This is a genomic window from Cecembia sp. (genome assembly GCF_007126775.1).
Classification (GTDB): domain Bacteria; phylum Bacteroidota; class Bacteroidia; order Cytophagales; family Cyclobacteriaceae; genus Cecembia.
Genome location: NZ_SLAP01000010.1, coordinates 1 through 20,879, shown reverse-complemented (window position 1 = coordinate 20,879; position 20,879 = coordinate 1). Strand labels below are relative to the sequence as shown.

At 38.9% G+C, this 20,879-nt stretch carries 19 protein-coding genes; 16 read left to right on the top strand and 3 right to left on the bottom strand.

From position 1 onward, the window contains the following. The first annotated feature begins 192 nt into the window (after nt 1-192). From QZT73_RS00895 to gldN, 7 genes are all read left to right on the top strand, one after another. Nucleotides 193-1,302, top strand: coding sequence for a DUF4271 domain-containing protein (locus QZT73_RS00895; protein WP_291783943.1), 1,110 nt, complete (start codon nt 193-195; stop codon nt 1,300-1,302). 35 nt (nt 1,303-1,337) lie between these two features. Next, entirely contained in the window at nt 1,338-2,111 is a 774-nt protein-coding gene (locus QZT73_RS00890; RefSeq protein ID WP_291786160.1) for a uroporphyrinogen-III synthase, read from the top strand. Between the two features lie 74 nt (nt 2,112-2,185). Further along, nucleotides 2,186-3,157 (top strand): type IX secretion system membrane protein PorP/SprF, encoded by a 972-nt coding sequence (locus tag QZT73_RS00885; protein WP_291786158.1) that lies wholly within the window; start codon nt 2,186-2,188, stop codon nt 3,155-3,157. A 115-nt stretch (nt 3,158-3,272) separates the two neighbouring features. Further along, entirely contained in the window at nt 3,273-4,367 is a 1,095-nt protein-coding gene (gene gldK / locus QZT73_RS00880) for a gliding motility lipoprotein GldK (protein ID WP_291786157.1), read from the top strand. Nucleotides 4,368-4,421: 54 nt separating this feature from the next. Next, nucleotides 4,422-5,219, top strand: a complete 798-nt coding sequence (gene gldL / locus QZT73_RS00875; protein ID WP_291779023.1) for a gliding motility protein GldL — start codon at nt 4,422-4,424, stop codon at nt 5,217-5,219. 42 nt (nt 5,220-5,261) lie between these two features. Then, nucleotides 5,262-6,869 carry a gliding motility protein GldM gene (gene gldM, locus QZT73_RS00870; protein ID WP_291786155.1) on the top strand — a complete coding sequence of 536 codons (1,608 nt, stop codon included), beginning with the start codon at nt 5,262-5,264 and terminating at the stop codon, nt 6,867-6,869. 41 nt (nt 6,870-6,910) lie between these two features. After that, the gene (gene gldN / locus QZT73_RS00865) at nt 6,911-7,723 is read left to right on the top strand and encodes a gliding motility protein GldN (protein WP_291779029.1); all 813 of its coding nucleotides are present in this window, start codon (nt 6,911-6,913) and stop codon (nt 7,721-7,723) included. A 14-nt stretch (nt 7,724-7,737) separates the two neighbouring features. Here gldN and uvrC read toward each other — a convergent pair whose 3' ends face one another. The 3 genes from uvrC to QZT73_RS00850 form a co-directional block, all read right to left on the bottom strand. After that, entirely contained in the window at nt 7,738-9,546 is a 1,809-nt protein-coding gene (uvrC, locus tag QZT73_RS00860; protein ID WP_291786153.1) for an excinuclease ABC subunit UvrC, read from the bottom strand. A 136-nt stretch (nt 9,547-9,682) separates the two neighbouring features. Beyond that, complete coding sequence (locus QZT73_RS00855; protein ID WP_291779034.1) at nt 9,683-11,959, bottom strand: transglycosylase domain-containing protein; 2,277 nt, start codon at nt 11,957-11,959, stop codon at nt 9,683-9,685. A gap of 27 nt (nt 11,960-11,986) precedes the next feature. Then, nucleotides 11,987-14,620: a gliding motility protein gene (locus QZT73_RS00850; RefSeq protein WP_363331077.1), complete on the bottom strand. Its 2,634-nt coding sequence runs from the start codon at nt 14,618-14,620 to the stop codon at nt 11,987-11,989. Nucleotides 14,621-14,722: 102 nt separating this feature from the next. On the opposite strand from QZT73_RS00850, the gene QZT73_RS00845 reads away from it, so the two are divergent. The 9 genes from QZT73_RS00845 to atpA all read left to right on the top strand — a co-directional run bounded on the left by QZT73_RS00845 (nt 14,723) and on the right by atpA (nt 20,737). Next, entirely contained in the window at nt 14,723-15,592 is an 870-nt protein-coding gene (locus QZT73_RS00845; protein ID WP_291786151.1) for a M23 family metallopeptidase, read from the top strand. Between the two features lie 2 nt (nt 15,593-15,594). Continuing rightward, a complete protein-coding gene (locus QZT73_RS00840) occupies nt 15,595-16,020 on the top strand; it encodes a polymer-forming cytoskeletal protein (protein WP_291786149.1) in 426 nt (141 codons plus the stop codon). Continuing rightward, nucleotides 15,989-16,240, top strand: a complete 252-nt coding sequence (locus tag QZT73_RS00835) for an AtpZ/AtpI family protein (protein WP_291786147.1) — start codon at nt 15,989-15,991, stop codon at nt 16,238-16,240. The genes QZT73_RS00840 and QZT73_RS00835 overlap by 32 nt, the downstream gene beginning before the upstream one ends. A gap of 25 nt (nt 16,241-16,265) precedes the next feature. Then, on the top strand, nt 16,266-16,652 hold the full coding sequence (locus QZT73_RS00830; RefSeq protein ID WP_291786145.1) for a hypothetical protein: 387 nt from the start codon (nt 16,266-16,268) through the stop codon (nt 16,650-16,652). An 18-nt stretch (nt 16,653-16,670) separates the two neighbouring features. Further along, nucleotides 16,671-17,696 (top strand): F0F1 ATP synthase subunit A, encoded by a 1,026-nt coding sequence (gene atpB, locus QZT73_RS00825; protein WP_291786143.1) that lies wholly within the window; start codon nt 16,671-16,673, stop codon nt 17,694-17,696. 38 nt (nt 17,697-17,734) lie between these two features. Next, nucleotides 17,735-17,989, top strand: coding sequence for an ATP synthase F0 subunit C (gene atpE / locus QZT73_RS00820; protein WP_009186014.1), 255 nt, complete (start codon nt 17,735-17,737; stop codon nt 17,987-17,989). An 83-nt stretch (nt 17,990-18,072) separates the two neighbouring features. Next, nucleotides 18,073-18,567: a F0F1 ATP synthase subunit B gene (gene atpF / locus QZT73_RS00815; protein WP_291786139.1), complete on the top strand. Its 495-nt coding sequence runs from the start codon at nt 18,073-18,075 to the stop codon at nt 18,565-18,567. Nucleotides 18,568-18,569: 2 nt separating this feature from the next. Further along, complete coding sequence (gene atpH, locus QZT73_RS00810) at nt 18,570-19,130, top strand: ATP synthase F1 subunit delta (RefSeq protein WP_291786138.1); 561 nt, start codon at nt 18,570-18,572, stop codon at nt 19,128-19,130. A 29-nt stretch (nt 19,131-19,159) separates the two neighbouring features. Further along, nucleotides 19,160-20,737, top strand: coding sequence for a F0F1 ATP synthase subunit alpha (gene atpA / locus QZT73_RS00805; RefSeq protein ID WP_291786136.1), 1,578 nt, complete (start codon nt 19,160-19,162; stop codon nt 20,735-20,737). Nucleotides 20,738-20,879 lie beyond the last annotated feature (142 nt).

Here is a 20,879-nt window from a genome sequence, read left to right as displayed (position 1 = left end):
TTCAATTAAATAATTTAAACCTTTCCATTGATAATTATTAGTAAAGTTGCCAATAAATAAGACAGTGTTTTCTTTAACTTCTATATTGGAAGGTTTAAATAAATTTGTATTTACTCCTGGTGTTATTGTAATCGATTTATTTTTGTAATCTTTCAAAAATTCATTTTGGATACACGGGTAGGTTTTAAATTCATGAAAAAAGTTGGTGTATGGATATTTTTCTTTTTGTCCCAAATATTTTTGGCACATGGGCAGGTTATTGAAAATTACCAGCAAGATATCTCCATCTCAAAAGAAAAAGGATTCTTTAACAGGAACAGCTCCGCAAAAGTAAATTTAGATATCATCAATTTCCAGAACAGTGAATTCCTGTTTGAAATCCCTCAAGGCACTACCTTATTTATAGATGAACAGCTTTGGATGCTGGTGGAGAAAGATACTAGTATCATTATTGGGGTAAAAGGGCTGATTGAAAAATTCAAAGTCCAGGATAAGTCTAAAATTACTTTTGAGGTTTTTGGTCCGGACTTGCCTTTTGATGACTTGAAAGTATATAAGGGTTTTTTTTCTGGTGTATCAGAGAAAACAGCAGCTTCTGGTATTTCCATGCTGGAATTTGAGAAACGACAAATTTCTGAATTTGAAGATTTTTTCATCATTGCTTTGGTCATCATGCTCTTCTTATTTGCGATCTTTAAGGTTGTTTTCCCCACGGTTTTTGGTTTTGTTGTTAGACCGAAAACAGTATTTACCGCTGAAGATTTTTCAGATTCCGGAAGTGTTCAGAAATTTTTTACGCTTGATGTCCTTTTTTACCTTTTCATTATCAATTTAGGTATTTCTCTTTTTGCGATGCTGTATTTCAAGGTTTTGGGTTCAGATTTCATGATTGACTTGAGCGATAGGGATATCAATAGCCTATTTTTTATTTGGTTATTGGGAGCGATTTTTTTGGCATTGCTTTCTTTGTTCAAGTTTTTATTTCTAAAAGTGATGGTTTTTCTTTTCGATTTAAATAAGTATGATTTTGCACATTTTTTTTATTTATTGAGGATTATATCGATCAGCATATTGCTTATGCTGGGCATTAGCGTATATTTTTATTTAAATGAGCGCTTGTTATTGGAGCCTATTCTTTTTTATGCATTGAGGATATTCTTTTGGATCTATTTGATGGGCATATTATTAATGTTCATAATTATGGTAAACAGAGTCCCCTTTAAAAATTACCATTTATTTGCTTACATTTGCACCGCGGAATTAATTCCATTTTTAATACTGGTTAAGGTATTGATTGGATAAAATTCTAATGTGAAAGAAAGGATAAGATCAAGATTATGACTAAAACTGCCAAAGACAGACTTAATCCAGTGAGAAGTATATTGGTTTCCCAGCCTAGACCCGGTGATGAAAGGTCACCTTATTTTCAGTTGGCCGAAAAGTATAAATTAAAAATCGATTTCAGGCCTTTTATCCAAGTGGAACCTGTTACAATCAAGGACTTTAGAAAGCAGAAAATTGACATACTCAAACACACTGCAGTCATTTTCACAAGTAGAAATGCAATAGATCATTTTTTCACTATTTGCAAGGAGTTAAAAATTGAGATGCCAACGGATATGAAATACTTTTGTATTTCAGAACAAACTGCACATTATCTCCAGAAGTATATCGTTATTAGAAAGAGGAAGTTATTTGTAGGTCAAAAAACTGCATCAGATCTTTTTGATTACTTCAAAAAACATAAGTCAGAGAAGTATCTTTTCCCTTGTAGTGACATCAGGAAAGATGATATACCTGAATATCTTGAAAAAATGGGGATTGCTTATACCGAGGCAGTAATTTACAATACAGTGGCGGCAGACCTTTCTGATTTGAGAGACATCAAATACGATGTACTTGCTTTCTTCAGTCCATCCGGTATCAGATCTTTAAAGCATAATTTTCCGGATTTCGAGCAAAATAATACCAGAATAGCAGCATTCGGCCCCACTACAGCCAAGGAGGTCTTGGATCAAGGTTTGATTTTGGATATTGAGGCACCCATGCCAAACGCCCCAAGTATGACTGGGGCACTGGAGCTATACATAAAAAAGGCAAATAATTTGTAATCTTTTTAATCTTTTGTGGAAATATTCAGTTTAATTGTGTAGAATAGATTGTCAACAACTACCAAAGGTCCAGAATGAAAGCGCTGAAATTTTCTACAACAAGGCTTTTATTTATTTTCATAGCATCTACATGGCTTTTTTCAGGGGCTATGGGACAACAGGACGCGCAGTTTACACAATATATGTACAATGGGTTGTTCTACAATCCGGCTTTTGCAGGGAAGGAATCAGGGTATAATTTTTCAGCTTTGCACCGTTCTCAATGGCTGAATTACACAGGTACAAACGGACCTGCTCCAATAACACAGCTTTTGACAGCTTCTGCGAGACTTGATGATTACAATGTAGGTTTTGGCCTAACTTTTGTTAATGACAACATAGGGCCCACCAATAGTCAGGAAATAAACCTTTCTGCAGCATATCACAAAACCTTAAATCGTGGTGTACTGAGTTTGGGTATTTCTGGTGGTCTTTTTTCAAGTACTTTGAAATATGACGAATTTGTTGTGGTAGATCCTGATCCTCGGATACCATCCGGAGGTAGGGAAACGCGTATGAATTTTAATTTTGGTTTTGGTGCAATATATGATAGGGGGAACTATTACGTGGGATTAGGAAGCAGGCATCTTAACCAGCCCAGTTTTGATTTTGGTGATGGGGCAATTGACAATCAACTGATGAACCACTCCTATTTATTGGCAGGTTACAGGATCAGGACTTTTGCACTTTGGACTTTCGAACCCAGTTTTTTAATAAAATCTGTTTCGTTCAATAATTTCTCTTATGATATAAGCGTTATAGCCACACACAACCAGAGGATCAGTGGAGGTCTTGCCTACAGAGGAGAAGAATCAGTTTCCCTTCTATTTGGATATGGAATCCTTAGGGATAATTCGCTAAGGTTAGGCTACGCATTTGATCTGGTATTCGGTGGACTTGAGGCGAAGTCTCCTACAAGTCATGAGTTCATGCTCACTTATAATCTTCAACCCGTGTCCAGAGAATTTCAAAAAGCCATTCAAAGGACGCCAAGATTTAGGTTCTAAAAAAATCTTGAAATTTATTCTCAAATTTGCTTATTTCTAAGATTTTCTATTAAATTTCGAGATTATAAACCAGTGAATTACAGTAAAATATTACGTCACTTAATTCATGTAAAACATGTATAGAATAATGAATTTCAGAATTTTGTCCGTTTTAACTATCTTTTTTGTGTCCCTAATGCTTCAGGGTTGCGGACTTTTTGGCAAGAGAGGCTCTGCCAGTGAAAAAGAGAATCGGAGAGGGGAAGTTACAGGCGTTCCCAAGCGACAAATCTGGCAACAACCATTGCCAGCAGACATGGTGGCCATCAAGGCTGGAACTTTTTGGATGGGTCAGGCAGACGAGGATATTGGGTTCACCCAATCTTCCTTTAACAAGCAGATCACCATCTCAGAATTTTTTATGGATAAGTATGAGGTATCCAACAATAAGTATAGACAGTTTGTAGAAGCTGTCCGCTTAGGTGAATATACTTATGGTACTCCTACCACATTAAAAGAACCACCTGTATTCAATTTGGATGAGGTGCTTCCGGATACTACAGTGTGGTCAAGTAGCTTTACTTATCATTATGGAGATCCATTGATGGAATTCTATTTTGACCACCCGGCATTTGATAATTATCCCGTAGTCGGTGTGAGTTGGGAGCAAGCCCAGCTTTATGCCGAGTGGAGGACTTATCACATGAATGCCAATGACAGGTCAGATTATGACTATCCAAGTTTTAGACTTCCTACGGAAGCAGAATGGGAGTATGCCGCCAAAGGAGGGAAAGAAGTTGCCAAGTACCCTTGGGGAGGACCTTACCTAAAAAACAGGAGGGGTTGTTTAATGGCCAACTTCAAGCCTGGAAGAGGTAATTATATAGATGACGGGTTTGCCTATACAGCTCCTGTCGATGTATTTGCGCCAAATGGTTATGGCCTTTATAACATGTCCGGCAACGTGGCAGAGTGGGTTCAGGATGCTTATAGCCCTGTTTCCAGTTCACTGACTTGGGATCTTGATCCAAAATATGATGATCCTAATGAAAGGAGAAAAGTAGTGAGAGGCGGTTCTTGGAAAGATATCGCACACTATCTGGAGACAAGTACAAGGACTTATGAATTCCAGGATATGAAAACTGCCCATATAGGATTCAGAACTGTAGTTACCTTCTTGGGAAGGTCAGGTTCCATGGACGTTAATAATAGCAGAAGAAGACAAAGATAAAAGCCCTAGTTTACTTTAAATTTTAAAATCCAACAACTTAATCATCTAATTAAAATGGCAAAGAAAAATTCTTTTAAGCACAAATTTTATGGCGTCATCATGCCAAAAATTTACGGTATTGGTGCAGCCGTAGTTATTTTAGGAGCGATGTTCAAGATCCTCGACTGGCCATTTGCCAGCTTGATGATCGGTGTAGGTCTTTCCACTGAAGCCGCGATTTTTTTCCTTTCAGCTTTTGAACCTAAACAAGAAGAAGTAGACTGGAGTAAAGTTTATCCCGAGCTTGCAAGTGAGGAACCATCACCTGTAAAGGAAAAAGCTGCGCCAAAAGGAGCAGGAATGACCCAGAAGTTCGACGAAATGATGGAAAATGCCAAAATCGGACCTGAACTTTTTGATAGTCTGAGCAAAGGCATGCAGAATTTGGCAACTTCGGCAGAAAAAATGGGCCAATTGTCAGATGCGGCAGTAGCTACCAACGAATATGCTGAGAATGTTAAATCAGCATCAAAAACATTGGTGGACATCAACCATTCCTACGGAAAAACGGCCACAGCCCTTGTAGAGCTTTCTTCAGCATCCAATGATGCCAAGCAATACCATGCTCAGGTGGTAGAGGTTACCAAAAACCTTTCTGCATTGAACAATGTGTATGAAATGGAACTGATTGATGCACAGAATCACATGAAAACTTTGAACAAGTTTTATTCAAACGTATCTACAGCCATGGAAGGTCTAGCTGAAGCCGGTAAGGAGACAGAAGCTTTCAAAAATGAATTGGCAAAGTTGAACCAAAATGTTAGCTCTCTAAACAAAATCTATGGCGGTATGCTCACAGCCATGAAAGGTTAAGCCTTGATATATACTATGTTTAATCTTTTAGTAAAATAAGATATGGCTGGCGGAAAAGAGACACCTAGACAGCGGATGATCGGTATGATGTACTTGGTATTGACAGCTTTGCTGGCTCTCCAGGTAAGTAATCAGATTCTCCAAAAGTTTGTACTGCTGAATGATGGATTGGAAAGAACATCCAAAAATTTTATCAGCAAAAATGAATTTACTGTTTCATCTATTGCAAATACGGTGGAACAGCAAGGTAATAATGAAAGGGATGTACCCAAGGTAGCTGCTTCTCGGGAAGTGAGAAAGACAACTGCTGAAATCTACAGTTATCTGGAAGATTTGAAGCAGGAACTAATTGTTTCCTCAGATGCCAGGAACGAGCAGGGTCAGTTTAAAAACTCGGCCTTGAAAAACACAGATATCCCTGGAAATATTTTCAACAACAACAGGAAAGGTTTTGAAATGCAGGATAGGCTCAATGAATATCCTCAGGTAATTTCAAATATTTTGAAAGGTGTTGGTATAGAAATGTCCTTTGATGACATTGCGAAAGATGCCAAGGACATCGATTTGTTTAAAAATGATAAAGATGTTAGGAATAAGAATTTCGTATTCCTGAATTTTGTGAAATCACCGGTTGGAGCTGTTATGGCTTTGATCTCTCAATATCAAAATGAGGTATTGAATATAGAAGGTGAGGCACTTTCAGCCATCACTGGATCTATAGGTACTTTCTACTTCAAATCTGATGTATTTAAGGCCAGTGTGGCGGCAAGCTCCAATGTTGTAGCAGCAGGCACCAAATTTGAGGGTAACTTGTTTATAGCATCTTCATCTTCATCGGCGACGCCGCAAATGTCAATTGACGGCAGGGAAATCCCAGTTGTAGATGGTTTTGGAGAAATCAGCTTTACTGTTCCTCCGGCTGGTCAATATGACGACAGAGGCCTTGCTAAGAGGGTTTTGAAAGGTGAAATCACTGTAAATATTGCAGGAGTTGATTCTACCCTTACCGTGGACTATGAATATTTTGTTGCGCAACCGATTATCAGGGTTACCTCTGAAGTAGTAAATCAGCTTTATGCAGATTGCGCCAATGACCTGAGTATCGATGTGCCGGCTTTGGGCAATGCTTATGCACCTGATTTTACCATATCTAATGGTAGCCTAATCAAAGGACAAAGGGCTGGGCAAGTAACGGTAATCCCTGGAAATTCAGGTAAAGTACTCATAGGAGTTAGCAGTGGAGGCAATAAAATCGGAGATGTGTCGTATGATATTAAACCGGTACCTGCTCCGACAATCCGTTTATTTGACGGTAGAGGTCCAATCGATTTGAGTCAAGCCTACCCAGCACCAGGTCCTTCTACCTTCATTGTGGAGGCAGTTCCTGAACCAAATTTTGGTAGAACGATGGCTCGCGATGCCAACTTCGAGGTTACAGGAGGTGAAGTAATTCTTCTAAGAAATGAAGTTCCTCGTGAAAGGGTAAATATTTCTGGAAAAAATGTAGCGATAAGGAATCTTTTGGCTGCTTCAAGAGCCGGAGATGGTATAGTGGTAAGGGTGACAGAAGTGACTAGAACAAATTTCCAGCAAAGGAAAATAAAAACGACACTTGCTACTCCTGAAATCATTAGAATTCAAATCAGGTAATAAAAAAGTAGGGGTTTGTCCTCAACTTAAACTAAAATGTCATGAAATTGAAAAATTATTTTAGCCTTTGTTTGGTAATTTGCGCACTGATTCTTGGGTCAGATGTTTTTGGCCAAGCTGCCACAAGTGTAAATCCAAGTAATTCTGGTGACAGACGCTTCAAAGTGGATACCGTATTTTCGGTGCTGCCCATTAGAGAAGACGATATCTTATTTCAGATCAGTGTCTGGAGGAGGATAGATTTAAGGGAAAAATACAATCATCCCCTATATGGATCTGGTGATACGAAAAATGATGGTATCTTCAACAATATCTATAAATCCATTGTAGAAGATAACGCTTTGGAAGTGTTTGCAGATGAAAGTTTTACGCAACCTCTGTCAATTGCTGAGTTTCAAAACAACTTTTGGATAGCCGCTAATGGAGACAGTATTTTTGTAAAACAGCTTTATTACCTTGACTTCAAGGAAGATTTTATTTTTGATAAACACCATTCTCAAATAAAATTTGACGTCAAGTATTTAGAGCTTGTCATGCCATCACCGACAAATGCCAATGCTGGACAGAAAACCATTGGTTACATCAGGTACAAGGACTTTTATAATCATTTCAAGGATCATCCTGAAGCCAAATGGCTTAATTTCCAGAACGATTCAAAAAGTTTGACCTACGATCAAGCCTTTGACTTGAGGTTATTTAGATCTGTTGTCAGGAAATATACCAATTCAGATGATGCTTTGATTGCTGATTTGGTTGATCCTGATCACCCAAATCCTGATCTTGTGGCATTTTTGAATGCCCTGGAATTTGAGTATAAACTTCTAGATATGGAAAACTCCCTTTGGGAGTGGTAAAATAAGAAGGCGGGTCATTCACCCGCCTTTTTTATTTTTAACCATTCGGTAAGCTTTTGTGCCTTTGCCTTACCAATTACTTTTTCCAATTCATCTATATCAGCATCTTTTATTTTTTTAACAGATTTGAAATGCTTCAATAGTTTTTCTGCGCTTTGTTCTCCTATAGAATCCACTTCGGTGAGTTGTGAGCCAAAGGCTTTTTTACTCCTGACATTTCTATGAAAAGTGATGGCAAATCGGTGGGCTTCGTCTCTTATTCTTTGCAAGAGACGCAGGGATTCAGATTTTTTATCAATGTGTAGGGGGAATTGGTCTTCTGGGAAGTAAATTTCCTCCAAACGTTTTGCAATTCCTATGATCGGGACTTTTCCATAAATACCTAGATTTTTAAGTGCCTCGACAGAGGAAGAAAGCTGCCCTTTTCCACCATCGATTACAATTAATTTTGGAAGGTCTTTTCCCTCTTCCATCAGTCTCCTATACCTTCTGCCGACTACCTCAGTCATACTCGCAAAATCATTTGGACCCTCAACGGTATTGATATGATAGTGCCGATATTCTTTAACAGCCGGTTTACCCTTCAGGAAACAAACCATACTGGCTACCGGGTTACTACCCTGAATGTTTGAATTATCAAAACACTCAATATGGTCGGGTAATTCTTTTAGGGAAAGGTCTGATTGCAATTGTTTCAAAACCCTGAACTTTTTGTCTTTCACCTCTCCCGAAGCAAGCATTTTCTCTTGTTTGTAGTATTTGGCATTTTTTAAGGACAGCTCTATAAGGTGTCTTTTATCCCCAATTTTAGGTACATGGATATTGAGTCCCTCATAATTTTCTTCCAGTTGTACGTTAATTATGATTTCATCAGCATCACTGTTGAATTGATCTCTTAACCTTACAATTGCCGTTAACAGCAAATCACTTTCAGTTTCATCCAATCGTTTTTTTAATTCCACTGTCTTGGTGATAATGATGGCTCCATTTTTGACTTTAAGGTAATTGACATAAGCATTTTTGTCATCCGAAACTATAGCAAATGCATCTAAGTCCTTGATGGCAGGATTGACTACCATTGATTTTGACTGGTATTTCTCTAATAATTCTAACTTTTCCTTAAAATACTGGGCCCTTTCAAAAGCCAGGGCTTCAGCTGCATTTTGCATTTGGGTTTTAAAATAAGACTTGGCTACACCTAAATTGCCTTTGAGGATGTGTTTTGCCTGTTCTATATCTTGCAGGTATTCAGCTTCATTTTGTTTGCCTTCACAAGGGCCTAGACAGTTGCCGATATGATATTCCAGACAGACTTTATACTTTCCTTCATTGATTTTTTGGGGGGCTAAATCAAGTTTACATGTCCTGATGGTAAAAATACTTCTGATAAGATCCAAAACGTTGTTCATGGCTTTAACAGAAGCAAAAGGACCATAGTATGTCCCCTTATTGGGAATTAGCCTTCTCGTAGGATAAATCTGGGGGAAATGCTCTTTTGTCAACAATAAGTATGGATAAGTCTTGTCATCTTTGAGTAAGATATTGTACTTAGGCTGGGTTTTTTTGATCAGGTTATTTTCTAAAAGCAAAGCATCGAACTCGGAATTTACCAATGTAATTTCAATACGCTGGATTTCTCTGACCATCCTTCTTGTTTTGTGGTGGATACCTTGTCCTTTAACAAAGTAAGAAGAAACTCTTTTTTTCAGACTTTTTGCTTTTCCAACATAAATTAAATCGTTCTCGGCATTAAAAAATTTATAAACCCCAGGTTGGTCAGGGAGAGAATTATATTCATTAACGGCATAAGCAGGTACCAGCATATTGTAAAATTAATAAAGATTGCGGAATCTCTTTGGGGTTTACCCCGCTGATTCGGCTTTGGGATAATTCAATTTTTTCAAAAAAAACAAAAAGCCCCATAGGTGGGGCTTTTGTGAAAGTTGATGATTATTCAGTTTAAAAATCATTCTTTCTAGAATCAAAATCAAAATCTGTAAATCGGTTACTGCTCCTTTCATATTCATTACAGTCAATTTCAATACTTAAAGGCCTTTCAGGTCTTGGAAACGGGCCTTTGGTATACCCAAGATTGGGGTCTGCGTAGACTTTGGTCATATATTTCACCCAGATAGGCCTTGCTGTACGGCTACCTTGACCACTTATCCAACTTCTGAAGTGAATAGCCCGGTCATCACCACCTACCCAGACGCCGGATACAAGATCTTTGCTTAGGCCCATGTACCATCCATCAGAAGCGTTTTGAGTCGTCCCTGTTTTTCCTCCTAGCTCATTGCCTTCGTCCCTTAACGCCCATGGTATCCCTTGACTGGTTCCACCTGTTTCCTCAAATCCTCCGCGCATCATATGCAGCATAAGATAAGCGTGTTCCTCACTCATAGCCGGTCGTTTTTTGGGAGTGAATTGTTGAAGAATATTACCGAATTTATCCTCAATTCGATCGATATAGAAGGGGGTAATGTGTTCTCCTTTATTGACAAAAGTCGACATAGCACCTACCAATTCGTAAACGGAAACGTCACTTGTCCCTAAAGCGAGCGCAGGCACTTCATCCAACTCACTCGTTATTCCCAAGCGGTGGGCGGTTTCTACTACTACTTTTGGGCCTAATTTTTTCATCATGAATGCCGTGATAGAATTAATGGATTGAGCCATGGCCGTTCGGATAGTCATCCTTTCGTAGGAAAATTTTCCATCTGCATTTTTAGGAATCCAGGCAGGCTGCCCTGGAATATTGATTTCAACGGGTTGATCAATGACTGAATAACAAGGGCTATAGCCATTTTCTATAGCAGCGGCATAGACAAAAGGTTTGAAAGTCGAACCGGGTTGTCTTTTCGCCTGCCTTACGTGGTCAAATTTGAAATATTTATAGTTGATCCCACCTACCCAAGCTTTGATATGTCCATTATGGGGATCCATTGACATAAAACCAGCCTGTAAATGTTTCTTAAAGTGGCGCAAAGAGTCCATAGTGCTCATTAAGGTGTCTATTTCTCCTGTGTCCCAAGTAAAAATCTGCATTCTTTTCTTCTCATTCAGCTTGATGTTGATGGAGTCACTATTTGCACCATATTGTCTTACCAGGTTGCGATAGGCTTCTGTACGTTTCACCTGGTTTTCTAAGAAGTTTGGAATTACTCTTCCATTCTCATCGATCCAAGGGTCCCTGTTTCCCATTTCATCTTCAAACCTTTTCTGAAGCTCCCTCATATGTTCGACCATAGCCTCTTCCCCAAATCGTTGTAACCTGCTATCAATAGTGGTAAAGATCCTCAGTCCGTCGCCAAACAAATCGTAAGGGGTACCATCAGGTTTAAGGTTTTCTCTTGTCCATTTCAGCAAGTCACCCTTGATGACTTCCCTAAAATAGGTTGCCATTCCCTGGTTTTGGTTCTCCACTTTATAATCTAGTTCAATTGGCATTGCCATTAAAGAATCCCGCTCCGCTTTACTGATAAAGTTGTATTTAGCCATTTGTACCAAAACAGTATTCCTTCTTCTCAACGAATTTTCAGGATTAAATACAGGGCTGTAAAAGGTTGGTGCTTTGAACAGACCAACCAAAACTGCCGACTCTTGAATTTCCAGTTCATCTGGGTTCTTATTAAAAAAGGTTTTGGAAGCTGTTTTGATCCCATAGGCATTGCTTCCAAACTCGGAAGTATTTAAATAAAGCGTAAGAATTTCATCTTTGGTATATGCTTTCTCAAGTTTGGCAGCAACAATCCATTCCTTGGTTTTAATGATCAGCATTTTGAGTCCAGGAACACGGCTGAGTGCTCCTTGAGATTCTAGATTTCTTGTTTTAAAAAGATTTTTGGCCGTTTGCTGACTCAGAGTACTTCCGCCACCAGCCCCTTGTCTAAGGATAAGAGACTTGAATAAAACTCTCCCCATACTTTGCAAATCTATCCCTGAATGTTTTTCGAAGCGGACATCCTCTGTTGCAATCAGGGCATTGACCAAGTTAGGGGAAAGCTCACTGAATGTGACAGGACTACGGTTTTCACGAAAGTAGCTGCCTAGAATCACCCCATCTGTCGAGTACAGTACAGAGGCCTCTTCTGATTTTGGGTTTTCAAGGGCTTTGAAGTCAGGTAGCTCTCCAAACAAACCCAGAAAGTTGACATTTACAGCCATAACAAAAAGGACGAAGCCTATGGTAATGGCAGCAAATACCAACCAAATTATTTTAATGATTTTACTGGTCATTATATTTTCTGTACATTAAATACTAGATTATTGATATGCCTTTTTGTAGAATTGACGGTATTCATTCAGATTTTTCCGTCTGTTCAATTCCTGGAAATTTTCAATGGAAATGAGGAAACTTTTGTCCTTATCTTCATCTTCCAGCATGGATGGGTTGAAATTATTTAGGAACTTATCTCTATAGTCCAGTGCCTTTTCAGCATTGCTGAAGGGGCTTACTATAAAAATCACTTCTTCACGATTTAGGTTCATATTTCCTGTTCTCAACCTCGAGTTGGGGAAATTCTGCAAATGGAAAGATTCAAGATCAGCCAGGAGATTTTTTGATTCCCTTGCCTTATCCGGATCCAATGCAATGACAAATATATGGGTTTGATTAGGATTTTCACGGTATGGCGAATCATCTTCATCTTCTGTTAATTCCGAATCAATTTCCGCAATTTCATCTGAAGCTTCCTCAGAAGCCTCTGCTTGATCTCCGTCCCCATCTACTTGCTCAGATTCCCCGGTTAAAGCTGTAAGCATATTTCTTGCCATTTTTACCAATTGAACTTCATCTGTTGTCTGGATATAATTTTCAAGCCTATTTTTATATCTTTCTTTTTCCTCAATTTTTCCTGAAACCATAATGTCAAGCAATAGGAGTCTGTTGGTATTCTTGGTAAGTGGATAGTTTTCCAATGCATTTCGGATTATGGCCCTTGTCTCTGGATAACTCCCTTGATAATACAACTCATAAGCTTCTTTATACAACCTTGATGAGGCCAAAAATGCCTGATTTCCTTTGATTGCATCCGGATTATTGACAGAGAAAGTAAATGGGGAATCAGGAAACTCCCGGTTCAGCCTTTGGGCATAAAGTTCTATGCTGGGGTCGATCTCTTGGTTAGCTAAATGAAGTATATAATAAGCTTCTGCCTTTTTTCCTGAATTGGGATAGGTTGTAATCAGGCTTTCCAGGTACTCTATACTCATTTTTGGTTCTCTGAAATCAAAATACAGAAGCTTACCAAGTTCAAAGTAGGAAGATTCCAATTCCATTTCCATGCGTTCCACCGCTTCTTCACTTTTTGGGATTTGTGCAAGGAGGGACTCTAAACTTGGAATTTGGCCCAGTAGGTTACCCGCCTCTTCCCCTGCTTCCAAAATTTCATCAGAGGCCGATTCGGCAGGCCTGGTTCTGACTTCGCTGCTGAAACCCTGGACATTTCTCCTCCAGTCATCTTCCAAAGGCCTAGTCCCCCAGTTCCTGTTGAAATCAAGGGAACCCCGCTGCATCGCTACTGCATTGTCAAAATAGAAGGATTCGCCTGTTCCTCTTCCTCCGAATGCCAAAAGATTATCAAAAATTCCGCTGGATTTTTGTTCAGTTTTCGCTTCTGCTTCTTTTAGGAGCCGCTCTTCTTCCTGAAGGATAAACATTTCGGCAATGAGCTCTTGTTCTTCTGGACTCATTTGGGAGAGTCTTATAAGGCTATCATTTCGGCTAATGGTCTCAAAATGAAAAACATAATTATCAAAGTTGTCCTTTTTCTGATTTATTTCAGGATAAATGATATCGGTAGGTTTGATATTTGTCAAAGCAGAATCCAGGTAATATTTAGTGGCTCTAAAATCCCTTTTAATTTCAAAACTAATCTCGGCCAATTTTTGGTAGATGTACCCTTTTTGCAATGGGTTCCTACTTTCTTCTTTTGCAGCTCTGATCAAAAGCTTTTCAGCTTCTTCTGTATCATCTTGCTTTAATTCAAATAGGGCTTTTTCATAAAGTATTACATCTCTCAAATCCCGGTTTTTACTGTCTTTATAAAGGTCATCATAATAACCTCTTACTTTTTTCACATCTTTACTTTGATTTAGTTCTGCCACTTGCTGGGCAAATAGCTGTGCGAAAAAACTGCGCTCATAGGGTGGGTTTCCCTTAAGGGCTTCTTTGTAATAGCTGTAGGCCAAGGCATCTAAACCCTCCCGTTGATAGAGTTGTGCAAGAATAAAGTTAATCCTTGACAGTTCCTTTTTGTCTTTTGTTATTCCCAAAGCCCTATCCAAAGCCCCAATCTTACCATTGATTTCTCCTCTTCGGTCATAATAATATGCCAAAGTCTTATAGAGCAAAAACCGGTTTTCTTTATTGATTCCAGATTCTTTTGAAAGGTAGTCAATGACAAAAGCAGCATCATCAAAATTCCCTAAATCAGTAAATTGCCTCATCAGTTGAATAAGGCCTCGATGTCGGATTCTCTTTTTCTTACTATTGACGTTCAAATACCGGAAAGTATTGGAGGATTCGTCAAAATTAGCTTCATAATAATCTGCTATGCCCAGTAGCAAATAGGCATCATCCACCCATTTGGAAATGCGGTGCCATTCTATTGCTTTGGAGGAAAAGTCCCTTACTTCTACCAAAAGTTCAGCATTTTGTTCGATAGTAGCGCTGTCAATTGGGTAAAAGATCGGCAATACCTGTGTATAGTCCTCCCTATGTTCCTTTTCAATAATTATTTCCAATTCTCTGATATTATTTTGGGCATACCAGAGGGCATTGTATCTGGAGGTGGTATTGTGAAACAGCCTATTGGTAAAAGTATTTTTTTCTGAGGAACAGGACGACAATAACGTTAATAGGATAAGAAAGAAGAAAATAAAAGAGCCACGCATCATGGTAAGTTTGACAAAGTCACAAATTACTGGTTTTGTATCAAATTATTAAACGCTATCATTTATTATTATATTTTTGAATTCCCAATTCCAAATTTAAATTTATTGAAAACGATAAAAAAAATAAGCAGTATCTTAAAATCGAAGTTTCTGGTAGTGATACGGAAAGAACAGGATTTTTCTGTTATTACATCTATCAATGTTACCAGCGGGAAAATACTTGCTGTTGTTTTGCTTGCATTCATATTAACTTTTGGTTTTTCTCTTTTTCTATCCAAGACATTGTTGAAAGCCTGGTTTGATCCATTTTATAAAGATTCGGAAAATACAGCATTTCTGTTACAAATGACTGAAACTGTAGATTCATTGCGTATGGAAGTGCTTAAAAAGGACAATTATGTAAAAAATATCCAAAAAATAATTGATGGAGAGGCCACCTATTTGGAAGATTACAAAGAGGATGATGTGGATGAACCAATGCCTAAGAGAAATCCTGAAATGACTTTTGAACCGAGTGATGCCACATTGAGCATTCTTCAGGAAATGAGAGGAACTCCTCTTGAAGTTGGCATGGCACTGCCTGTGGAAACCGGATTTTTGAAGGAAGTTTATTTTTTTCCTCCAATCAAAGGTCTGGTAACTGCAACTTTTGATCCTAAAAAAGATCACTTTGGAATAGATATTGTTGCAAAGGAAAATGAGCCTGTTAAGGTTATCGCTGATGGAATGGTAATTTTCAGTTCTTGGACTTTAGGGACAGGATATGTTGTCGCTGTTCAGCATTCTGACGAAATAATTTCTATTTATAAACACAATTCTGTAATATTGAAAAGTATAGGAGAGGCAATTAAAGGTGGTGAAATTATTTCCATTATTGGGAATACTGGAGAACTGACTACTGGGCCTCATCTTCATTTTGAAATATGGTACAAAGGTTCTCCGCTTAATCCCCAAGATTTCATTTCTTTTGACTAATTATGTTTAACAAGACCGAAGAAAAAAAATCAGTTGTAGATATGGTTAACTCCAGCAACGTGATTTCCAAAGAAACACAGATCAAGGGTGACATAGTCGCCCAAGGTAACATCAGGATAGAGGGTGCCGTTGAAGGCGCAGTCAAATCCAAAAGTAAAATTGTAATCGGTGAATCCGCCCTGATTAAAGGGAACCTCTCTTCAGCAGAGGCCGAAATATCAGGGAAGGTTGATGGACAGGTCATCTGTTCCGATGTACTTTACCTTAAAAAAACCGCCTTAGTCCTTGGAGACATTGTCACCAATAAATTGGTGGTTGAAAATGGAGCAACCTTTAACGGTCGCTGTCAGATGGGGTCAGAACAGGTGGGGAAAGTAGAAAAACCCCAGAAAGTAGATGAACCCAAAAAAGAACTTGCCTCAAAGTAGGCCGAATCCTGTATTCAAATACATAGGCCTGTCCTTTCAGATGTTTGTTGTCATTGGACTTGGGACGGCTTTGGGTTATTATTTACAGCAAAAAAGCCAAATGAAATTTCCCGTTTGGCTTTTGCTTTTTTGTTTTTTATCGATCATGTTGGCATTTTATCAATTATACATTTCGATGAAAAACGATGCAAATGAGGAGAGGAAAAATAAAAACACCTAATTTTGCTCCTTGAGCTGTAAAGGAGATGAAACAAATTGCAAAATTTACTGTAAAACTGATCCTCTTATCCCTGTTGATCTGGGGAACGACCTATTTGATTGAGGAAGTTCTAGGATATTTTTGGATTCATGAAAGCATAAAAAATATCATTATTTTTTTCCTGATTTTGACCTGGTTGACAGGAATTTTCACGCATTACCTCTTATCAATCAGCAAAGAAAATTCTGTAAATATTTTATTGGGAGCCATTGGCATCAGACTTTTAGGTAGTATTGGTTTTGTGGCAGTAATGCTGTTGCTAGGTCAGGAAAATTTAATTTTGTTTGTGATCAATTTCTTTGTCATTTATTTATTCTATTTATTGTTTGATATATATATGCTTATAGCTAATTTGCGCCCAAATTCGAAGTAGGTACTAAAAAATCATTTGATGTTCCGTAAATTTCTTTGCCTAAGTATTTTATTATCAGCGTTAACGCTGATCTTTTCCCAGGCTACCCATGCTGCGGGAGATGAAGAGGATAAAACAGGCTTTATCATGCACCATGTGAAGGATTCGCATGAGTGGCATTTTGCAACTTTTGGGAACACCCACATTACCCTTCCATTACCAGTTATCATTTATTCTTCTGACAGAGGTTTGGAATTTTATATGTCCTCGCAGTTTCAAAACCACGAGACCCATGTTTTTGGTAAAGAATATGCGCATAATGGATATTATATAGATGAGCATGACCACCTCAAGGCTGTAGATGAGGACAGGAGTTTTTTGGAACTTTCCATCACCAAAAACGTGGCTATGCTATTCATCGTTTTGGCCATAGTAATATGGATCATCCTTTCTGCTGCTTCACATTACAAAAAGAATCCCGGGCAGTCACCCAAAGGAGCTGCCTCGTTTATTGAGCCGATTGTGGTTTTCGTCAGAGACGAGATAGCACTTCCAAACATAGGTCATCACAAGTACAAAAAATTCACGCCCTACCTTTTGACGATTTTCTTTTTCATTTGGTTCGGTAACTTATTAGGGCTATTTCCTGGAGCTGCCAACCTAACCGGAAATATTGCTGTAACTGCTACCTTGGCGATATTCACTTTCTTTGTAACCAACATTAACGGTAATAGAGATTATTGGAAGCACGTAGTAGCCACTCCCGGAGTTCCACTTCCATTGTTGTTAATCATTGTCCCGGTAGAGATTATCGGATTATTCACCAAGCCTTTTGCCTTAATGGTCCGTTTATTTGTGGCGATCACAGCAGGGCACATCGTTATTTTGAGTTTCATTGGCTTGATATTCGTTTTCGAATCATTGGCAGTTGGCCTTGCCAGTACGGTTATGGTGGTTTTCATCAATATGATCGAGTTATTGGTGGCCACTATTCAGGCTTATGTATTTACGCTGTTTTCTGCCATGTATATTGGTCAGGCTGTAGCAGAGCATGAGCATCATTAATTAGTAATTCTTTGTTCAATTTATAAAACCTAACACGTATGTTAACTTCAATCTTGTTATCTGCCGGATTTGCACTGATGGGTGCAGGTATCGGTGCCGGAATTGTTGCGATTGGCGCAGGTCTGGGTATTGGTAGAATCGGTGGTCAAGCAATGGAGGGCATCGCCCGTCAGCCTGAAGCAGCTGGTAAAATCCAGACCGCCATGTTGATTATTGCTGCCCTTATTGAGGTGGTTTCCCTATTTGCAGTGGTAGTTTGTCTACTTATTGCTTTGGGTGATTACACCTTCTAAGAAAGTAAATTGGGATTGGCGCTAGGCCAATCCCAACTTTATCAATTGAACAAATATTGAAATAAGCATTAAATTAAATCTTTATGGATCTTATAATACCTGGTTCCGGCTTGATCATATGGCAAATCATAGGATTTTCCATATTGTTGTATATCCTTGCAAAATTCGCTTGGAAACCGATTCTTTCTGCCCTTGAGGAGCGAGAAACACATATCGATGAGGCTTTGAAATCTGCTGAGATGGCTAGAAATGAAATGGCCAATCTCAAAGCAGAAAATGAAAAGATCATTCAGGAAGCAAAAATTGAAAGGGATGAGATGCTTTTGAAGGCTACCGAAACTGCAAGAATGATTGTGGAGGAAGCCAAGGAGAAAGCACAGGAAGAAGGTGCCAAAATGATAGAAAATGCAAAAGCAGCTATTCAAACTGAAAAAGATGCGGCTTTGGAAGAAGTAAAAGTTCAAGTTGGTGTACTTTCCCTTGATATTGCAGAAAAGCTTCTAAAAAAGAATTTCTCCAAAGATGCAGCGCAGCAAGCGTTGGTAGAGGAGTTGGTAAGAGATCTTAAGCTGAATTAATTATGTCAGATATAAAAGTTGCATCCCGTTATGCAAAAGCCCTTCTTGAATTGGCTGTTGAAAAAAAACAGCTTGAAGAGGTTCACCGGGATGTCAATCAATTACTTTCTATTGCAGCAGAGAATAGAGATTTGGTTTTACTCTTGAACAGTCCCATTGTCAACACGGATAAAAAGCACAATGTTTTAAAGGCCCTATTTCAAAAGACGGGAAATGGGATCACATTGAGCTTCTTTGAATTGGTAACCAGAAAAAACAGGTCAAATGTCCTCATTTCTACAGCCAAGGAATTTAAAAAGCGGTACAATGTTTACATGGGTATTCAGGAGGCAGAAGTAACTACTACGTTACCCTTGACTGAAGATTTACGAAAGAGTTTTGTAGAAATTGTAAAAGAAATTTCAGGCCTGGAAAAAGTGGAATTGACAGAAAAAATCGATAAAGATCTTATCGGTGGATTCGTTTTGCGAGTGAATGACAAATTACTTGATGATTCTTTGAGCGGCAAACTTCGTAATTTGAGGTTGAAATTTGGTCAAAGATATTTCGTCAAAATGTATTAATAAAAGCATAACAATTAAAAAAAATTATAATGGCACAAGTTAGACCTGATGAAGTTTCAGCGATATTGAGAGAACAGCTCTCCAATGTCAAGACTGAGGCTGAACTTGAAGAAGTGGGTACCGTACTCCAGGTAGGCGACGGTGTTGCCCGTATATATGGACTTTCCAAAGCTCAGGCGGGTGAATTGTTAGAGTTTGACAATGGTCTGAGGGCAATGGTACTTAACCTGGAAGAAGATAACGTTGGAGCTGTACTCTTTGGGGATTCCAAATTGGTTAAAGAAGGCGATAATGTCAAAAGAACCAAGAAAATTGCTTCAATCAAGGTAGGTGAAGGTATGCTAGGCAGGGTTGTTGATACTTTGGGTAACCCTATTGATGGTAAAGGGCCATTGGCAGGGGAACTTTATGAAATGCCTTTGGAGCGTAAAGCACCTGGTGTAATCTACCGTCAGCCTGTAACTGAGCCTCTTCAAACAGGTATCAAAGCCATTGATTCCATGATTCCAATCGGAAGGGGACAGAGGGAATTGATAATTGGTGACCGGCAAACAGGTAAAACTGCTGTTGCCATTGATACCATTTTGAACCAAAAAGAATTTTACGAAAGAGGGGAACCTGTATTTTGTATTTATGTAGCGATAGGCCAAAAAGCATCTACAGTAGCAGGAATTGTCGCAGCCTTGGAAAAAGGTGGTGCACTGCCTTATTCTGTTGTAGTTTCAGCTTCTGCAGCTGATCCTGCTCCGATGCAGTTTTTCGCGCCATTTACAGGTGCCTGTATTGGCGAGTTTTTCCGTGATACTGGGCGACCTGCCTTGGTAATTTATGATGACCTTTCCAAGCAGGCAGTTGCCTACAGAGAAGTGTCCCTATTGTTAAGAAGACCTCCGGGCCGTGAGGCTTATCCAGGTGATGTTTTCTATCTGCACTCTAGATTATTGGAAAGAGCAGCTAAAATCAATGCTTCTGATGATATAGCCAAACAAATGAATGACTTGCCTGAGTCTATCAAGCCGATGGTAAAAGGGGGAGGTTCATTGACTGCGCTTCCAATTATTGAAACCCAGGCAGGTGACGTTTCCGCTTATATTCCTACCAATGTGATATCCATTACTGATGGACAGATCTTCTTGGAGACCAACCTGTTTAACTCAGGTATCCGTCCTGCGATCAATGTCGGTATTTCCGTATCAAGAGTAGGTGGTAATGCCCAGATCAAGTCTATGAAGAAAGTGGCTGGTACGCTGAAATTGGATCAGGCACAGTTCCGTGAATTGGAAGCTTTTGCCAAGTTTGGTTCAGATCTTGACGCCTCTACCAAAAGAACCATTGAGAGGGGTAGAAGAAACCAGGAAATATTAAAGCAGCCGCAGTATTCTCCAGTTGCAGTAGAACTTCAAGTGGCCATCATCTATGTTTCTACCAAAGGTTTCATGGATACAATCCCCGTAGAAAAAGCAAGACAGTTTGAGGCTGAGTTTTATAACCTACTGAAGAGCAATTATCCCGAAGCTTTGGAATTGATATTGAAAAACAAGATTGATGAAGCAGGAAAAATTCTTGAAGTAGCAGCCAAAGATCTTTCTGCAAAATACGCAAAATAAAAAACACAGGTTCCAGCTTAATTTATAATTAGGCTGGGACTTTTGAATAATTCTTTCCAGATAAAAGCATCTTATGGCAAACCTTAAGGAAGTAAAGCAAAGGATAACTTCAGTTTCTTCTACACAGCAGATTACAAAAGCC